Source organism: Acidovorax bellezanensis (assembly GCF_025421555.1).
Taxonomy (GTDB): domain Bacteria; phylum Pseudomonadota; class Gammaproteobacteria; order Burkholderiales; family Burkholderiaceae_C; genus Comamonas; species Comamonas bellezanensis.
Map to the genome: position 1 here is coordinate 428,528 of NZ_JAODYH010000004.1, position 17,276 is coordinate 445,803.

Genomic DNA, 17,276 nt, shown 5'->3' on the forward strand with positions numbered 1-17,276 from the left:
TCCGCCTATCAACCGCCCCGGCCCGCCTTGCTGCGCACCTTTGGAGCGCACGTTGGTGGCCGTGCGCTGCGCCCGAGCGCCCCATCCATGCCCCCCGCGCTTTTCGGGCAACGCATGGGCTCTCGTGGACGTCAAGCCCCTTTTCCATCGGCAGCGAAACTTACCGGTGGTTGCCAAGTCGCTGCGCTGCGCTCACATCGCGGCGGGCTTGGCCGGGGCCGCGCTCACCTGGGCCTGGCGGCAAGGCGCATAAGCGTCCCAGTCGGAGCGGTAGACGGGGCTGCGCACATCCAGCAGGCCCAGCACCGTATGGAAGTAGAAATCATGCGTCAGCGGACGGGCCACGCTGGCCCGCAGGCAGGCTTCGTCGGTGCGCGTGCGCGCGGCCAAAGTGCCCGGCCAGGTGATCCAGGCCACGTGCTTCTGGCTGTCGGGCGCGATGGCGTAAGGCAGACCATGCAGGTAGATGCCACCCTCGCCCAGCGATTCGCCGTGGTCCGACACATAGACCAGGGCGACTTCATAGTCGGCGGCCTTGGTCTTGAGCCAATCTATGGTCTTGGACAGGAACAGGTCGGTTTCGGCAATGCTGTTGTCGTAGACATTGATCAAATCCTCCTGGCTGCAGTTCGACGTCACCTGCGTGGTGCACTCGGGCAGGAAGCGCTTGCTTTGCGGCGAAGAGCGGCGGTAGTAGGCCGGGCCGTGGCTGCCCATCTGGTGCAGCGCCAGGACCGTGCCGACAGCGCGCTTTTGCGCCGGGATCTTGGCCAGGCTCATGTCCAGCTGCTCCAGCATCAGCTGGTCCAGGCATTCGCCATCCGATTCACACCACTTGGCGCGCTGGGTCGCTGTCGCCTGGTCGTACGCGGAGACATGCGCAATCCGGTCGCACACCCCTTTGCAACCCGACTGGTTGTCCAGCCAGTTCACGCCCAGGCCCGCGGCCTGCACCACATCCAGCAAGGTCTCATGGTTGGCTTTGCGGCCCTCGAAGCCTTGCTTGCCCAGATAGGAGAACATGCAAGGCACGGATGCCGCCGTGTTCGTGCCGCAGGAACGCACATTGTTCCAGCTGATGGCGTTTTGCGCGCGCAGATGCGGCGTCGTGTCGCGGGCATAGCCGTTCATGCCGAAGTGGTCGCCACGCGCGGTCTCGCCGACCACCAGCACCAGTAGAGGCGGTTTGTGCGAGGCCGCGCCCGGGGCCGCGCCCGGGGTCGCAACGGCGCGCAGTGGCTGCGCAGGGCCGGAAGCCGGGACAGCGCCATAGCTGGGACCGAGCACGGCGCCGGCCAGGATGGAGACGAAAGGCCGCGCCGGCATCAGCAAGGGCTTGAGCGTCACATCGGCCAGCGCCACGATGCCCGACGTGGGGTTGATCAGGTAGCGCAGTTCCATGTGGTTGCGCAGCAAGGGCGCGAGCTGGCGGAACATGCCGGCCACGCCAATCGTCAGCAAGGCAAAGCTGGCCAGTACCAGCAGCAGCGAACGCCAGCCGCGCAGCAAGGACTCGCTGCGCCACTGCACGCCAAACCACAACCAGAGGCTGGGCAGACCGCCAAACAGGGCGATATGCCACAGCATTCCCGGGCCCAGCAAGGCCAGGGCCTCGCTGGTATTGGTCTGCAGCACATTGCGCACCATGCCGCTGTCCAGCAGGATGCCGTAATGCTGGATGTAGTACTCCATGCCGGCCGCGGTCAACAGCGTGAGGCTCCAGCCTATGCGCCGGACGCCGGGCCAGGACAGCAGCATGAACCACCAGTAGGTGGCGCAGGTGATCAGGCCGACGATGGCGGCGCGCTGCCAGAACCAGGGGTCGACAAAATCCGGCAACTGGCCCAGCTTGGACCACAGCGGCGTATTGAGCACCAGCGTGCACCACAGCGTCAACAGCACCGCGCCCCAGCGGGGCGCAAGGCTGATCTTCCATCGGGGTGGCGTGCGGGGCGCGGGAGAGGTCGAGGCGGGGCTGGACACTTCGCTGGCCGAAGCGGGCTGTGGAGGTAGGGCAAATGTATTCACGGCCACGAATGTAAGCAGTTGTCATGAACCTGCCCTGAATGGCTTGTTCAGATTCGGTTCATGTGGGCTCACCATACTCGCGGCCACCTGCGGGCGCCAAGGGCTTACCATGGGCACTGTCTCTCTTTACATCCACTTTCCATGCGCATTTTATTGGTCGAGGACGATGCCGCATTGGCCAGCGCGGTACTGGGCTATCTCCAGGGCAAGCAGTTTCTGGTCGACCTAGCCACCAACCTCGGCCAGGCACGCTCCATGGTCTCGCTCGCCGGCTATTCGGCCGTGCTGCTGGACTTGAACCTGCCCGACGGCGATGGCCTGCAATTGCTGCCGGCCATCCAGGCCCAGGCCGAGCCGGCCTCGGTGATCGTGGTCACGGCGCGCGACCAGGTCAGCGACCGCATCCGCGGGCTGGATGCGGGCGCCGACGACTATCTGATCAAGCCCTACGACCCCGAAGAACTGCTGGCCCGGCTGCGCGCCGTCGAACGCCGCCGCAGCCAGCAGACCAGCTCGGTGGTCGTGCGCGGCGAAGTGAGCATCGACCTGACGCGCGAAGTCGTCAAGGCCAAAGGCTTTCCCGTGGTCATGACGCCCAAGGAATGGGCCTTGCTGCGGGTGCTCGCCAGCCGCGCCCAGCAGGTGCACAGCCGCGAGCGCCTGCTCGACGCGCTCTACCAATGGGATGACAGCAGCGACAGCAATACGCTGGAAGTGTTCATCAGCCGCTTGCGCCGCAAGCTCGGCACCTCGTTGATCCAGACGGTGCGCGGCATTGGCTACCGCCTGGCACCGCCATGAGCGCGCCCACGCCGGCGGCTGACGCGCCGCAGCCCAGCCTGGTCTCCAGCCTCACGCGCACCCTGCTGGCGGCCGTGGTGCTGGTCTGGGCCCTGGGAACCGTGCTGGTCGCCTGGTATGTGAATTACCAGATCCAGCACAATTTCGATTTCGAGCTGTCGGAAAGCGCGCACCGCCAGCTGTTCGCCGCGCCCATGTACATTCCGGCCGCGGGCGAGGAAATCCCGGCCGTGATGCATGAACCGCCGGACACGGTCCACGATGCGCCCTTGCTGCTGCAGCTGCGCGATCTGCAGGGCCGCGTGCTGGTGCGCACCGCGGCGGCGCCGGAAACCGGCTGGACCAGCCAACTGGCCGAAGGCTTCAGCGACACCCACAATTACCGCGTCTTCACGCTCTACGATCCGGCCAAGCAGCTGTGGCTGCAAATGGCCGACACCCGGGAGGAGCGGCGCGAGGCCAGCCGCAACACCCTCTCCGGCCTGGTGCTGCTGCTGCTGCTGATCCTGCCGGTGCTGGCCTTCATCATCCGCTGGGTCGCGCGCCGGCAGCTGCGCAGCCTGGGCGACATCCAGGAGCAGATCCAGGCCCGCAACGGCCGCAACCTGGAGCCGCTGCGCACCACCCACTACCCGCTGGAGCTGGCCCAGGTCGGCCTGGGCGTGAACCTTTTGCTCGACCGCTTGCAGGAGGCGCTGAACGTCGAGCGCTCGCTGGCGGCGAATGCGGCCCATGAATTGCGCACCCCCCTGGCCTCGGTGCGCCTGCGCCTGCACACCGCCATAGACCAGGCGGAAGCCAGCGCCGCCGCTAGCGTGCCGCTGTCGGAGGCCAAGGCCGCGCTGCAGGCGCTGGAAACCCTGTCCCACCGCACCGAGCGCCTGCTGCAGCTGTCGCGCGCCGAAGCCGGCGACACCGCACGCTTCGCGCCCCTGGACCTGGTGCAGCTGGCCGGCACGCTGGCCCAGGAGTTCTGGCAGCAGCCGCGTGCGCTCAAGCGCCTGGATTGGATAGCGCCGGAAGGCCATGAGCCGGTATGGGTGCTGGGCGATATCGACAGCCTGGCCATCGCCCTGCGCAATCTGCTGGACAACGCCTTGACGCATACCCAGGCCGCGGTGGAACTCAGCGTCGAACGCTCGCCGCAGCCCGCCCTGGTGGTGCGCGACCACGGGCCGGGCGTGCCGACCGCGCAGCTGCCCCACATCCTGGAGCGCCATGTGCGCGCCGACAGCCAGCGCCTGGGCTACGGCCTGGGCATGTCCATCGTCGGCTCGATCGTGCAAAAGCATGGCGCCAGGCTGGAGCTGCGCTCACCGCTGGAAGACGGCAGCCAGGGACTGGAAGTGCGGCTGAAATTCGCCAGCCTGTCGGCGCCCACCGCTGGCTGAAAGCGCGTGGGCCTTTTTAGCCGCTAAAGTTTCGCCGCCTAAATGCCCTGCAATTGCGCCAGGGCCGCTTTCAGGCCCGCGAAATGGGTTTCGCTGCCATAGGCGATCGCCGTCAGGCTGTGGGCCAGCATCAGATTGAGCGGCAGGCCGAAATTCTCCACGGCGCACTGCGCGTCAAACAGCCGGCCATGCGGGCTGGCCTGCAAGCGCTCGGCAATCGTGGCCGCCGTGGGGCAGTAGCCCACGACGGGCTTGCCCCGTGCCAAGGCATAAGAGACTTCCCACACCGTTCCGCTGTCGGGCTCGAACCCCCGGAAATCCCGCAGATTGGCGACCACCGCATCGGCCCGGTCTATGAGCGCCCGATTGGCCTGGTAAATGGCCAGGGACTGGCCCTGTGGCGTGGCGGGAATTTCCGCATCCAGCGGGAACAGGCCCGCTAAGCCCTGTTCGGCGCAGACGGCCTGCATGCGCCGCCCATGTTGCCGTGCCTCGGGATAGAAAACTTCCGGCCCGGCGAGATAAACACTTTTCAACATGAACTCCTTGTGCTGAAGTGGGCCATGCCTGGCCTGCAGTCAGTCAGCCGCTGCAGCCACCTCCCGGGCCTGGGCCAGCGCGCCCGGCAGCGCCGCAAGACCAAAGGTATCCGACAGCTGCAGCAGAAATGCATGCGCTGCATTTTGCCCATCCATGGACTGGGCATCGCCTTTTTCCTGGCCCATGGCATGGAATGCCGGCAATTTCCGCAAGCTCTGCAAAAACGCCTCCAGTTCGGTGGTGACCGCGCCTGTCCCCGCATGGGCGCCCAGGACCAGATGGATGAAATCTTCCGCGGCCAGGGTCTGCGCCGCATCGCTGGACTGCTGCCAGAACATCTCCAGATGATCGACCAGGGACTTCCCGTCCACCGCCTGCAGCAAGGACGTCAAGGCGGCGCTGGCATAGCCCGTACCTCCCAGATTCGCGGTCTCGGCCATTTTCTTGCCCGCCAGCTCTTGGGAATAGCGGTCGAAGTCATGCGTTCGCGTGGCGCCGGCAGCGTTGCTCAGGCGGACCGCCTTGGAAACCTGCACGGAACTGCCAGCGCCGGAAGAACGGGACACAGTGCGCGTCTCGATGGCACCCATGGAGCCCGCGGCGTTGCGAAATTCCGAAGTGAAGGTGGACGCGGTGAAGGAGCCACTGCCTGCGTCCGAGGCGCCTGAAGCACTGGCAACGCCGGAGCCGGTGACGGGCGTGGACACCTCGGACTCGCCGCCACAAGCCGTCAGCAGGAGCATCGCGGCCAGCATGGCCCCCACAAACGACGGGCGCTGGTTCGAATGGTTTTTCATGGCTGTGCGGTTGATCATCATGATTCTGCAAGCAAGGTATGGAACGGAAAGAGGACTGCGCCTGGGTGAGCTGTGCTGCAAGCGCCCACACAGACTAAGTAACCTCAGAAATCAATAGGTTCCAGCTATCAAATGGATGCAAGCACGCGCCGCAGCCCGGCCGGGCGCTCAGGACAGCTTGAGCAGCACCACGCCAGCCACGATCAGCGCGATGCCCATACAGCCGGCGCGACCCAGGGCCTGGCGGAAGAAAACCCAACCCGCGGCCGCGGTCAGCACAATCCCCATGCCGCCCCACAGCGCATAGGCGATCGACAAATCGATGCCTTGAACCGCCTGGGACAGCGCCGCAAAGGAAGCCAGAATGCACAGGATGCCCAGCGCACCCCAGGTTTTTTTACGCCAGCCCTGCGAGGACTTGATGAAGATGTTGGCGGCGACTTCCAGCAGGACGGCAAGCGCCATGTAGGCATAGTGAACAAAGAGTGCGTTTTGCATTTTTCACTCCTGCGCCTGGCCGCCGGCGTTGACCAGCACCACGCCGGCAATCAGCACGGCCAGGCCCAGCAGCTTCATGGGCCCTATGCTTTCACCGAAAAAGCGGTAGCCGATGAAGGCCACGGCGCCCAGGCCCAGCGTTTCCCAGGTGGCATAGCTGACGGCCATGGGAATCTGCTCCATCGCGGTCGCCAGCAGGAAAAAGGACAGGCCGACCATGGCGTACATGAACAGCAGTGCCCCCCAGGAGCCATGCTGCGCGTCCAGCTTCATGGCCGTGACGCCGACGATCTCGGCAGCCACGGCTGCGAGCAGAAAAAACCAGGGGCGTAAAGCCATAAAAATCCTTGAAGAAGCCATGGCTGTGCACGGCGATATATGCATTCTCCAAGCTCTTCATTGATTGAAAAAGTTTACATCCATCTGTTTTTTAGATAGTGTGACGCCATGCAATGGACTTTGGACCAACTTCGCCAGTTCGTACTGACCGCCGACAGCGGCTCTTTCAGCGAGGCCGCGCGCCGCCTGGGCAAGGCCCAGTCCGCGGTCAGCACCGCCATCGCCCTGCTGGAAGCCGACCTGGGCCTGGCGCTTTTCGACCGCTCGCGGCGCAATGCGCAACTGACCGATGCGGGGGCGCTGCTGCTGCTCGAAGCGCGCGAGCTGCTGCGCCAGGCCCAGTCGCTGGACCAGCGCGCCCAGTCGCTGAGCGCGGGCGACGAAGCCAAGCTGTCCCTGGCGCTCGACGAGGCGCTGCCGTACACGGCCGTCAACGCACTGATACGGGAGATCGCCCAGCGCTTTCCCAACCTGGAGCTGACGCGGCTCAACGGCACGGCCACCGAAGTGACCGACTATGTCGATCAGGAACGCGCCCAGATGGCCATCCACTTCGTGCGCGGAACGATTTCCGCGCGCTTTGACCAGCGCCACATAGGCACCGTGCCCCAGGGCCTGTTCGCGCCCAGCGGCCACCCGCTGACCCGCCTGCACAGCGTGCAACGCAAGGACCTGGTGCAATACCGCCAGCTCATACTGCACGCCGAAGAGGTGCATGAAACCGCTTACAGTCCCCAGGTCTGGCGTTCGGACAGCTTCTACAGCCTGGCCGAAATGGTCGCCGACGACCTGGGCTGGGCCATCTTGCCGGTCAACATCGCCACCGACGACACGTACCGCAAGCCATTGCAGCAGCTCGACTGCCCTTCGCTGGCCTTGCCGCAGCTGTCGGTGCGCATGCTGTGGTGCCAGGGCTGGCAACCGAGTCGGCCGGCCGGCTGGATTGAGGCCCGCTTCACCGAACTGCTGCGCCAGATCCCGGCCTGAAGCCGCTAGCGGGGCAGGACTTCCAGCGCGATGAACTGCGTCACCTGCTTGGCGGAGAAGTTGTTGTCGGCCACGAGCACCAGCGTGCGGTGGCCATTGGCCAGGCGCGGCCCCCAGGCAAGGCCTTCGATGTTGTCCAGCTTCACGCCCTGCCAGACGATGGGCATTTCCAGCAGCAGTCTGCGCTGCATGGGCCGGTAGGCCGCGCCGACCAGGCTGGGCAGGTGCTGGACATCGGTGGTGTCGGCGTTGATCGTCGCCAGCACCAGGCGGATGGTATTGCCCACGCCATCGGCATAGGCCCGCTCGACGGCGATGAAATGCTGGTCGCTCACGGCCAGCAGCTCGGCCAGGCCGTTGTCCGGCAAAAAGCTGCCGCCCGCGGCCTTGTCGACCGGGATCCTGGGCAGTGGGTAGGCATACTGCGCCGTGGATTTTGCGCTGGCGGCGTCCATCCGCAGCACGCGCACCACGCTGGCGGCGGTCAGCGAGCTGAGCGGCCCGTCCTGGACCAGCGCATCTTCATTGGCGGTGAACAGCGTGCCGTCCGGCGTCACGGCCAGCGCTTCGAACAGCTTGTTGCTGCGCCCGCCCGTGGTGGCACTGTCCACGTAGTCGAAGGCCGCCGGCGTTTCGAACGCCCGCACGAAACGCCCGCCGGTGGTGAATTCGCGCACAAACGGCTGAATGCGCCGGGCCGGGCTGGTGTAGACGCCTTCGCTGGAAACATAGAGGTTGCCGTTGGGCGCCTGGCGAATGCCTTCGGGGTCCACGCTGCGCGCCGTGCCGGGCAAGGGCTGGCCATCCGGTCCCTGGAGATAGACCATCTTGCGGATGTCCACGCGCTTGAAACCCGTGGCGTCGAAATCCAGGGACAGGGAATAAAACCGCGGCGCGCCGCGCTCGCCGCCGCGGTCGTCCGAAATCGCCCAGTAGCTGCCGTCGGGCGCGCGGTCAATGCCGGAGATGCCGCCGAACTCCACGCCGTCGAACAGCGTCCCCGTCGGGATGGCGTAGTCGCCGAGCAGGCGCAGCCCGGCGATCTCCGCGCCGTCATCACCGCCACACCCCACAAGACCGAGAGCCAGGGCCATGGCGGCGATGCCGCGGGCCACCTGCCTGTGAATACTGTGCATGGTTTGCATTGCTCCGTTGAAACCGCCGAGCCTAGAAGCGCTTTATGACATGCGGATGAGAGAAATGCAGCTATCCATGCCAGCGTCTTGGCCGCGTCACAGCGCAGGGATAATCTGCAGCAATGAAACCCACTCCTTCGGCCTCCCGCCGTGCCAAACCCACGGGCGACGACACCACGCCCGCCCCGCTGGCCGCGGTGCTGGCGCGCATCGACTCCCTCTGGCCTTCGCTCGGGCCCGCGGGCCAGCGCATTGCCCAGTTCATTGCCGAGCATCCGCAGGAAGTGGTCCACATGTCGGTCAGCGAGGTGGCGGCGCGCACCCGCTCCAGCGAAGGCAGCGTGGTCGGCCTGTGCAAGAACCTCGGGGCCACGGGCTTCCAGCAGGTCAAGATCACCCTGGCCCAGGAGCTGGTTCAGCCCGTGCAGTTCATACACGAAGACCTGATGAAGCAGGACTCGGTGGAAACCACGGTGCGCAAGATTTTCCAGAGCAATGTGCAGACGCTGCAGGACACGCAGGCTTCGCTGGACGTGGCCGCGATGGCGCAGGCGGTGAAACTGCTGCGCAAGGCCAAGCGCATCGAGATCTACGGCATCGGCAGTGCCGCCACCATCGCCGAGGACGCGCACTACCGCATGCTGCGCATAGGCCTCAACGTGAAAGTGGTGGTGGACTCGCATGTGCAGGCGATCAGCGCGGCGCTGACCGGCCCCGGCGTGGTGACGCTGACCATTTCCCATTCGGGCAGCACGCACGAGACCGTGCTGGCCACGCGCCTGGCCAAGGAAGCCGGCGCCACCACCATCTGCATCACCAACTTCGGCAAGTCGCCGCTCCAGGCCTTTTCCGACCTGACGCTGTTCACCATGGCGCGCGAAACCAACTTCCGCACCGAGGCCATGACCAGCCGGCTCGCGCAACTGGCCATCATCGACGCGCTCATCGCCTGCCTGGCACTGAGCGACTACGAAAAATCCGTCGAGACCCTGCGCAAGACGTTTGACGTGCTGTCGCTCAAACGCTACTGAGACAGCTTTCAGCGGCGCCCGACACCACCGCCGGGCGCCACAGCGCGGCCAGCTCCGGCACATCGGCACGTTCATGGGCGCCCACCAGAATGCAGGCCATGCCCATGGCGCGCGCGCCCAGGCCGTCCGTGTCGGGGTTGTCGCCGATCAGCACGCAGCCATCGGCGCGCGCTGACAGCCGGCGCATTCCTTCGGCCAGCAGCAGCGGGCCGGGCTTGCCGATGATGCGGTGCGGCGCCACGCCACTGGCCGTGCGCACCGCCGCCAGCAGGGCGCCGGTCTGCGGCACCACGCTGCCCCGCGGCCCCGGATGCGTCGCATCGGCATTGGCCACCACCAGCAAGGCACCGCGCCGCAGCTGATTCACGATGTGCGTCAGGCGCGCGACGTTGAAATGCGGGTCCAGTGCCAGCACCACCACCTCGGCCTCGTCGCGCACCAGATCACAGCCCATGGCCTGCGCCATCTGCTGCAAGGCCCGGCTGCCGGACAGGAAGATGCGCGCCTTGGGATGTTCGCGCCGCAGATAGGCCAGGGTCTGCTCGCCGGCCAGCACCAGCGCCTGCGGCGCCACTTTCAGGCCCATGCGGTGCAGCTTGCGACTCAGGCTGTCGGGTGAATGGGTGGAGTTGTTCGAAACGACGACATAGCGACCGTCGAAGCGCTGCAGCAGCTGGGCCGCGCCCGCCAGCACTTCGTGCTCTCGGATCAGGGTGCCGTCCAGGTCGACGATCAGGTGCTCTGCCTGTGCCAGGCGTGCGGCGGCAGTGTGGGCCAGGCGGTGGGCCGCGCTCTCAGTGTTCATGGATTTGATGTGTGCGATGGGCACCGGCCATCCAGTGCTGCGCTCCATTCTATTGAGTTTGTCTCAATCAATTTATTAAAAAAATTGATTCAAATTCATTTCTCTGTCATATCCGTTTCCTACTATTGCCTCGTCATCGCCCCCATTCATCCACCGATTGCAAGAGACACCGACATGAAGAAACTCCTCACCGCCGCCGCTGCGCTCGCCCTGGGCGCTGCCGCCCTTTTGCCGGCCCACGCCCAAGGCGTCGCTGATAGTTCCAAGGAACGGCCGCTGCGCGTGTTGCTGATCCCCGCCGATGGCGGCACGGAAAGCGGCACCAAGGCCGACTATCTGCCGGTCTTCAACGCCATCGCCCGCACCACCGGCCTGCACTTCGACCTCAAGGTGGGCCAGTCCTACGGCGCCGTGGTCGAAGGCATGTGCAACCAGCTGGCCGACGTTGCCTTTCTCGGCCCGGTGGCCTACGTCCAGGCCCACCAGCGCGGCTGCGCGCAGCTGCTGGCGGTGACCGTGGAAAAAGGTACCTCGACCTATTACGCCGGCATGTTCGCCAAGGCCGATTCGCCGGTGAAGACGCTGCAGGATCTGAAAGGCAAACGCATGGCCTTTGGCGACGTCAACTCCGCCTCCAGCTTCACGTTCCAGATGGCGATGATGCTGGACGCCGGCATGGACCCGGTCAAGGACCTGGCAGCCATCCGCATGACCGGCAGCCACGCCAACAGCCTGGCGGCGCTCACCCAGGGCCAGGTCGATGTGGCGGCGCTGTCGTTCGACTCCTACGAAAAAGCCGTCAAGCAAGGCGCTGTCGATCCCCGGCAGATCAAGGTGGTGGCCAAAAGCATCGCCATTCCCAATCCGCCGCTGGCGCTCAACTCCAAGCTCAGCGAGCCGCTCAAGGCCCAGATCAAGTCGGCCTTTGCCAGCGTGCACAAGGCGCCGGGCGTGACGCCCGACATGATCCGCGGCTACGGCGGCAAGAAAGTCGACGCTTTCGACACGAATTTCTCGGAGGCCGAATTCAAGGTGGCGGGCGAAAAGCTGGCCATGCTGACGGACGCGCTCAAGGGCGAAGTCCTGAAGAAGGCCGCGGCCCGCTGATGTCCGCGCCCATGCCCTCTCTTTCCCCGCCGCCCATGCTGCAGTTCGACGCCGTGGCCATGCGCTACGCCGACGGCACCGAGGCGCTGAAGTCGGTCTCGCTCGCCATCCCGCGCGGCCAGTTCTGCGTGATCCTGGGCAGCTCGGGCGCCGGCAAGTCCACGCTGCTGCGCATGGCCAACGGTCTGGTCGAACCCAGCCAGGGAAGCATCCGCTTCGCCGGCCAGGCCGTGACCCGCCGCAACCTGGCGCAGATCCGCCCGCGCATAGGCATGATCCACCAGCAGTTCAATCTGGTGGCGCGCGCCACGGTGGCGGCGAACGTGCTCGCCGGCGCCCTGCCCGGGCTGCCGCTGTGGCGCAGCCTGCTGGGCCTGTACCCGGCCGCGCTGCAGGACCAGGCCTGCGCGCTGCTCGAAGCCGTGGGCCTGCGCCCTGAGCATTTGACGCGTCGCGCCAGCGCGCTGTCGGGCGGCCAGCAGCAGCGCGTGGGCATTGCCCGGGCCTTCATGCTGGCGCCGCCGCTGGTGCTGGCCGATGAGCCGGTCGCCAGCCTCGACCCCCAGGCCAGCCACGATGTGCTCGAGCTGCTGCGCGCCCAGGCCCGCCAGCGCGACACCACGGTGCTGTGCAGCCTGCACCAGGTGGATCTGGCGCGCGCTTTCGCCGACCGCATCGTCGCCCTGCGCGACGGTGTGCTGGTGTTCGACGGACCGCCGGCCGCGTTCGACGCGGCCACGGCCCAGGCGCTGTACCGCCGCGGCGACGCGCCGCGACCCGCGCGCCCCAGCCCCCCGCCGCCGCACGCGGCCTTCCCCCACGCACCGACGCTGGAGGCCGCATGAGCACCACCGCCTGGAAAATCCCCGCGCCCTACGGCCTGCGCACGCTGCTGACCCTGCTGCTGGTGCTCGCGGTCTGCGGCTTCACCGGCCAGCGCGTCGAAATCGGCCGCATGCTGCAGCTCACGGGTGAAGGTCTCATGGCCGCCGTGGGCCTGCGCGACAGCTCCCAGGTGTCGACCGGCATGGCCAGCATAGGGCGCAACATGTTCCCGCTGCAGGTGTCCGAGCGCACCGAAATTTCGCGCATCGAGAACTTCGACCGCCAGCAGCTGCCGCCCTTTGCCTTCATCGAGCGCGAAAGCGTGGACGAGCCCCGGCTCAACCCCGAGACCTTGCAGATGGAGACCCAGCAGGCACAGCGCGAAGTGCTGGTCGAGCCGCTGGGCTACCTGTGGCATGTGCTGCTGAAAATGGGCGAAACGCTGGAAATCGCCCTCTGGGCCACGCTGCTGGCGGTGCTGCTGAGCCTGCCCCTGGCCTGGTTCAGCGCCACCAACTACAGCCCCAACCGGCTCTGCTACAGCCTGGCCCGCGCACTGGTGAGCGCGCTGCGCGCCATTCCCGAACTGGTCAGCGCCTTGCTGCTGGTGCTGGCCTATGGCTTCGGGCCCATTGCCGGCGTGCTGGCCCTGGCCCTGCATGGCGCGGGCTTTCTGGGCAAGTTCTACGCCGAGGACATAGAGACCGCCGACGACAAGCCCCAGGAGGCCTTGCGCGCCATCGGGGCCAGCCCGCTGCAGGTGATGCGCCATGCCGTGCTGCCGCAGGTCATGCCGCAATTCATCGGCTACACGCTGTATGTGCTGGACCGCAATGTGCGCATGGCCACCGTGGTCGGACTGGTCGGTGCCGGCGGCATAGGCCAGGAGCTCAAGGGCCGCTACGACATGTACCAGTACGCCCATGTCGGCACCATTTTGCTGGCCATCTTCGTGACGGTGTTCCTGCTCGACCAGATCGCCGCCCGCCTGCGCAGGCGCTTCGCCTGAAGCCGCTGCCTCCCGTTTTTCCCCTTCCCCCTTTCTTCCCCCACCTATCGAGGATTTCCGCGATGAAGCTTGCATCCCGTCTTTTGCATGGCCTGTGTGCCAGCGCCCTGTTGCTCAGCCTGGCCGCCTGTGGTGGCGACGACGGCGGCACGACCACGCCGCCCACCGGACCCGAAGTCCCGACCACGCCCCAGCAGCCGCCACAACTGCGCTGCGCGCCCTGAGCGCGACCCGCCTGCCGCCCTTCCCACCTGTTCCGCCTTATCCAGTCCCATCCCATGACCGATATCCAACGCCGCAACTTCTTTCGTACCTCCGCGGGCGCGCTCGGCGCCGCCACGGCGCTGACAGCGCTGCCGCCGGCCATCCGCAAGGCCCTGGCCATCGAGGCCGCCGTAGAGACCGGCACCATCCAGGACGTCAAGCACATCGTCATCCTGATGCAGGAAAACCGCAGCTTCGACCACTACTTCGGCACCCTGCGCGGCGTGCGCGGCTTCGGCGACCGTTTCCCGATTCCGCTGGCCAGCGGCAAGCCGGTGTATTTCCAGCCCAACCCCAAAGGGGGCCCGGACATCCCGCCCTTCCGCCGCGACTCGCGCATCGCCAATGCACTGATCGGCTCGGGCACGCCGCACAATTTCCCCGACCAGCAAGCGGCCTGGAGCCAGGGCAAGATGGACCGCTGGATCCAGTTCAAGAACCAGGCGACCATGGGCTTTTACCTGCGCGAAGACATTCCGTTCCAGTTCGCGCTGGCCGATGCCTTCACGCTGTGCGACGGCTACCACTGCTCCGTGCTGACCGGCACCGATCCGAACCGCATCGTGTTCATGTCCGGCTCCAACTTCAACCCGGAACTGCGCAAGCAAGGCATCAACAGCACGGACACCGACTCCGAGCCGGTCAACTCGCGCTGCTGGCCCAAGCCGTCCAATTGGGTCGCGGGTCGGGCGCAGCAGGCCGACGGCTCGGGCCAGGTCGACCCGTCCACGGGAGTGCCCAACTACAAATACGTCAACAACAGCTTCCAATGGGACACCCTGCCGGACCTGCTGCAAAAGGCCAACGTCAGCTGGCACATCTACCAGAACATGAACAACAACTGGACGGGCGCCATGCACGGCGGCCTGGCCTTCGAGAGCTTCCGCACCGCGCAGCCGGGCTCGCCCATCTATGAACGCGGCCTGACCGGCGGCCCCGAGAAGGCCGACGGCGCGGTGAACTTCCTCGCCCAGCTGCAGCAGGACGTGATGAACGACACGCTGCCCCAGGTCTCCTGGGTCCTGCCCACGCAGGACCTGGCCGAGCATCCCGGCAGCAAGGAAGGCGTGAGCGGCGCCGCCGACTTCATCTCGGACGTGCTGTCCGCGCTGACGGCCAATCCCGCGGTCTGGAGCAAGACGGCGCTGTTCGTGACCTTCGACGAGAACGACGGCTTCTTCGATCACCTGGCGATGCCCGCCGTGCCCTCGTATGACGCCGACGGCCAGCTGATGGGCAAGTCCACCGTGCCGCTGGAGGGCCACTACTTCTCCGACCCGGCGCGCAAATACCTCACGGCCGCCGACACCGTCAGCGGCACCACCCGCCCCTGGGGCCTGAGCTCGCGCGTGCCCATGTACGTGGTCTCGCCGTGGAGCAAGGGCGGCTGGGTCAGCTCGCAGGTCTTCGACCACACCTCCATGGGCATGTTCCTGGAGAAGCGCTTCGGCATCACGGTGGATGCGATCAGCCCCTGGCACCGCGCCGTCTGCGGCGACCTGACCTCCTGCTTCGACTTCGTCCACCCCAACGATCCCGTCGTCCCCAAGCTGCCCGACACCAGCAACTATCCGGCGATCAATGCGGCGCAGCGGCTTTTGCCCACGGGCCCCGTGACCACCGCGCCCGCCACGCCCCAGCCCTTGTTCCAGGAAACCGGCACGCGCTTCTCGCGCGCCCTGCCCTACGAGCTGCACACCAGCGCGCGCACCGAAGCCGGCGGACTGCTGCAGCTGCTGTTCTCCAATACCGGCGCGCAAGGCGCGGTGTTCCACGTCTACGACAAGCTGCACCTGGACCTGATTCCACGCCGCTACACGGTGGAAGCCGGCAAGTCGCTCACCGACTACTGGCGCAGCGCCGCCACCGACAACGGTGACTACGACCTCTGGGTCTACGGCAGCAATGGCTTTGTGCGCACGTTCAAGGGCAACAGCCTGCAGTGGGCCCAGGCGGGCTTTCGCCCCGAAGTGCAGGTCTGCTACGACCCCGCGGCCGGCAACGTCTATCTCAAGGTGCACAACCGCGGCGACGCGGCCGGCCAGGTGAGCATCAGCGCCAACGCCTACTTCAGCGAAGGCCCGTGGACGCTGACAGTGCCCGCCAACGGCTCGGCCGAGCAGCACTGGGACCTGACCCGCAGCGCCCACTGGTACGACTTCAGCGTCACCGCGGCGCACTTCGAGCGCCGCTTCGCCGGTCGCGTCGAAACCGGCCGCAACGGCCTGAGCGACCCGGCCATGGCACTGCACCTGCAGGCCTGACCCACCGACCTAACCAGCACACCGTCATGCAACACCTTATTTCCCGCGCCGCGGCGCGCACACACCCACTGGCCCTGGCCCTGCTGACTGCCCTGGGCACCGGCCTGGCCGTGGCCCAGACTCCGCCCCCCATGCAATGGGACCCGGCCCGCAACAACCTGGGGCTGGGCAACAACGCCGGCACCACCAACATCACGGGCAAGGGCAACCAGGCCATGGGCGGCAACGCCGGCAACAACGTCGCCACCGACTGGAACCTCGCCATCGGCCAGTCCGCGGGCAACAACGTCTCGGGCGGCAATGCCAACCAGGCGATAGGCTACGAGTCGGGCAACAACGTGGTCGGCGGCTGGAACCAGGCTTTCGGCCGCAGCGCCGGCCGCAACGTCACCGGCAACTACAACAACGCCTCCGGCTTCTGGGCCGGCACCGACACCACCGGCTCCTTCAACGAGGCCCATGGCAGCAACGCCGGCCGCAATGTGGACGGCAACAGCAACCAGGCCCATGGCGCCAACGCCGGCAACCGCGTGCAGGGCGACGACAACCTGGCCATGGGCTCGAATGCCGGCTCCAACGTCACCGGCGCGAACAACGTCGGCCTGGGTGCCATGGCAGGCTCCGGCGTCAACGGCACGGCCAATCTTGCGCTCGGCCAGGGCGCGGGCAGCGGCGTGCAGGGCAATCACAACCAGGCCCTGGGCACGGCAGCGGGCCAAGGCGTGGTCGGCACGGGCAATATGGCCCTGGGCCAGGCCGCCGGCCAGCATGTGCAAGGCCAGCGCAACGTGGCCATCGGCAACGACGCCGGCAGCTATGTGAGCGCCGATGACGCCGTCTCCATCGGCAGCAGCGCACGGGCCAGCGCCACGGGCGCCATCGCGCTTGGCGCCGGTGCCCAGGCCACGCACGCGAGCAGCATCGCCCTGGGCGCGGGCAGCAGCACCAGCCGCGGCGCGCTCGCCAGCTACCAGGCCGCCGGCCTCGCCCAGGCCCAGTCCTCGAACGGCGAAGTGGCCGTGGGCCAGCGCCAGATCACGGGCGTGGCCGCCGCCAGCGAAGCCACGGATGCGACCAATCTGGGCCAGGTCCAGGGCATGGTCGGCCAGGCCATGCAGCACAGCGACATGGCGACGGCCGCGCTGCGCAGCGAACTGCATGAGACGCGCCGCCGCGCCTATGCCGGCATTGCCGGCGTCGCGGCCATGGAAGCCGCGCCGCTGGTTCCGGGCAAGACCAGCTACGCCGTGGGCATGGGCAACTACCGCAGCGAAAGCGCGGTCGGCGCTTCGGTACGCCACACTTTCAAGGACGGCCGCTACAGCGTCACCGCCGGCGTCGGCCTGAGCAGCTCGGGCGCGGTCTCCCGGGTGGCATTCACCGGGGTGTTTGACTGAAACCAGCCGCCCTGAGCGACTGTGTCGCGCCCCCTTGCGGGAGCACGCCAGTGGCTT

17 protein-coding genes are annotated in these 17,276 nt (G+C 66.8%); 10 read left to right on the top strand and 7 right to left on the bottom strand.

Annotated features, from left to right (window positions below):
- Positions 1 to 192 precede the first annotated feature (192 nt).
- Positions 193 to 2,028 (bottom strand): phosphoethanolamine transferase, encoded by a 1,836-nt coding sequence (locus tag N0K08_RS10175; protein WP_261500162.1) that lies wholly within the window; start codon positions 2,026 to 2,028, stop codon positions 193 to 195.
- Between the two features lie 141 nt (positions 2,029 to 2,169).
- On the opposite strand from N0K08_RS10175, the gene N0K08_RS10180 reads away from it, so the two are divergent.
- Both N0K08_RS10180 and N0K08_RS10185 read left to right on the top strand, forming a co-directional pair.
- A complete protein-coding gene (locus tag N0K08_RS10180) occupies positions 2,170 to 2,829 on the top strand; it encodes a response regulator (RefSeq protein WP_261500163.1) in 660 nt (219 codons plus the stop codon).
- A complete protein-coding gene (locus tag N0K08_RS10185; RefSeq protein WP_261500164.1) occupies positions 2,826 to 4,220 on the top strand; it encodes a sensor histidine kinase in 1,395 nt (464 codons plus the stop codon). The genes N0K08_RS10180 and N0K08_RS10185 overlap by 4 nt, the downstream gene beginning before the upstream one ends.
- A 38-nt stretch (positions 4,221 to 4,258) precedes the next feature.
- On the opposite strand, the gene N0K08_RS10190 is transcribed toward N0K08_RS10185, so the two are convergent.
- The 4 genes from N0K08_RS10190 to N0K08_RS10205 form a co-directional block, all read right to left on the bottom strand.
- On the bottom strand, positions 4,259 to 4,759 hold the full coding sequence (locus N0K08_RS10190) for a nucleoside 2-deoxyribosyltransferase (protein WP_261500165.1): 501 nt from the start codon (positions 4,757 to 4,759) through the stop codon (positions 4,259 to 4,261).
- Between the two features lie 39 nt (positions 4,760 to 4,798).
- Positions 4,799 to 5,557 carry a hypothetical protein gene (locus N0K08_RS10195; protein ID WP_261500166.1) on the bottom strand — a complete coding sequence of 253 codons (759 nt, stop codon included), beginning with the start codon at positions 5,555 to 5,557 and terminating at the stop codon, positions 4,799 to 4,801.
- 168 nt (positions 5,558 to 5,725) lie between these two features.
- Positions 5,726 to 6,055, bottom strand: coding sequence for a multidrug/spermidine efflux SMR transporter subunit MdtI (gene mdtI / locus N0K08_RS10200; protein WP_261500167.1), 330 nt, complete (start codon positions 6,053 to 6,055; stop codon positions 5,726 to 5,728).
- A gap of 3 nt (positions 6,056 to 6,058) precedes the next feature.
- On the bottom strand, positions 6,059 to 6,394 hold the full coding sequence (locus N0K08_RS10205) for a DMT family transporter (protein ID WP_261500168.1): 336 nt from the start codon (positions 6,392 to 6,394) through the stop codon (positions 6,059 to 6,061).
- A 108-nt stretch (positions 6,395 to 6,502) separates the two neighbouring features.
- Here N0K08_RS10205 and N0K08_RS10210 point away from each other — a divergent pair, with 108 nt between their 5' ends.
- Positions 6,503 to 7,381: a LysR family transcriptional regulator gene (locus tag N0K08_RS10210; protein ID WP_261500169.1), complete on the top strand. Its 879-nt coding sequence runs from the start codon at positions 6,503 to 6,505 to the stop codon at positions 7,379 to 7,381.
- Between the two features lie 5 nt (positions 7,382 to 7,386).
- Here N0K08_RS10210 and N0K08_RS10215 read toward each other — a convergent pair whose 3' ends face one another.
- A complete protein-coding gene (locus tag N0K08_RS10215) occupies positions 7,387 to 8,517 on the bottom strand; it encodes an esterase-like activity of phytase family protein (RefSeq protein ID WP_261500170.1) in 1,131 nt (376 codons plus the stop codon).
- A gap of 122 nt (positions 8,518 to 8,639) precedes the next feature.
- Here N0K08_RS10215 and N0K08_RS10220 point away from each other — a divergent pair, with 122 nt between their 5' ends.
- Positions 8,640 to 9,548, top strand: coding sequence for a MurR/RpiR family transcriptional regulator (locus N0K08_RS10220; RefSeq protein ID WP_261500171.1), 909 nt, complete (start codon positions 8,640 to 8,642; stop codon positions 9,546 to 9,548).
- Here N0K08_RS10220 and N0K08_RS10225 read toward each other — a convergent pair.
- Positions 9,535 to 10,353, bottom strand: a complete 819-nt coding sequence (locus tag N0K08_RS10225) for an HAD-IIA family hydrolase (RefSeq protein WP_261500172.1) — start codon at positions 10,351 to 10,353, stop codon at positions 9,535 to 9,537. The two genes, N0K08_RS10220 and N0K08_RS10225, sit on opposite strands and share 14 nt — an antisense overlap.
- 174 nt (positions 10,354 to 10,527) lie before the next feature.
- Here N0K08_RS10225 and N0K08_RS10230 point away from each other — a divergent pair, with 174 nt between their 5' ends.
- The 6 genes from N0K08_RS10230 (at position 10,528) to N0K08_RS10255 (ending at position 17,219) form a co-directional block, all read left to right on the top strand.
- A complete protein-coding gene (locus N0K08_RS10230; protein WP_261500173.1) occupies positions 10,528 to 11,460 on the top strand; it encodes a phosphate/phosphite/phosphonate ABC transporter substrate-binding protein in 933 nt (310 codons plus the stop codon).
- An 11-nt stretch (positions 11,461 to 11,471) separates the two neighbouring features.
- Entirely contained in the window at positions 11,472 to 12,305 is an 834-nt protein-coding gene (phnC, locus tag N0K08_RS10235; protein WP_261500174.1) for a phosphonate ABC transporter ATP-binding protein, read from the top strand.
- Complete coding sequence (gene phnE / locus N0K08_RS10240; protein WP_261500175.1) at positions 12,302 to 13,294, top strand: phosphonate ABC transporter, permease protein PhnE; 993 nt, start codon at positions 12,302 to 12,304, stop codon at positions 13,292 to 13,294. The genes phnC and phnE overlap by 4 nt, the downstream gene beginning before the upstream one ends.
- Positions 13,295 to 13,356: 62 nt before the next feature.
- The gene (locus tag N0K08_RS10245; protein WP_261500176.1) at positions 13,357 to 13,518 is read left to right on the top strand and encodes a hypothetical protein; all 162 of its coding nucleotides are present in this window, start codon (positions 13,357 to 13,359) and stop codon (positions 13,516 to 13,518) included.
- 54 nt (positions 13,519 to 13,572) lie between these two features.
- Positions 13,573 to 15,822, top strand: a complete 2,250-nt coding sequence (locus N0K08_RS10250) for a phosphocholine-specific phospholipase C (RefSeq protein WP_261500177.1) — start codon at positions 13,573 to 13,575, stop codon at positions 15,820 to 15,822.
- Between the two features lie 26 nt (positions 15,823 to 15,848).
- A complete protein-coding gene (locus tag N0K08_RS10255; RefSeq protein ID WP_261500178.1) occupies positions 15,849 to 17,219 on the top strand; it encodes a YadA family autotransporter adhesin in 1,371 nt (456 codons plus the stop codon).
- The last annotated feature ends 57 nt before the right edge of the window (positions 17,220 to 17,276 follow it).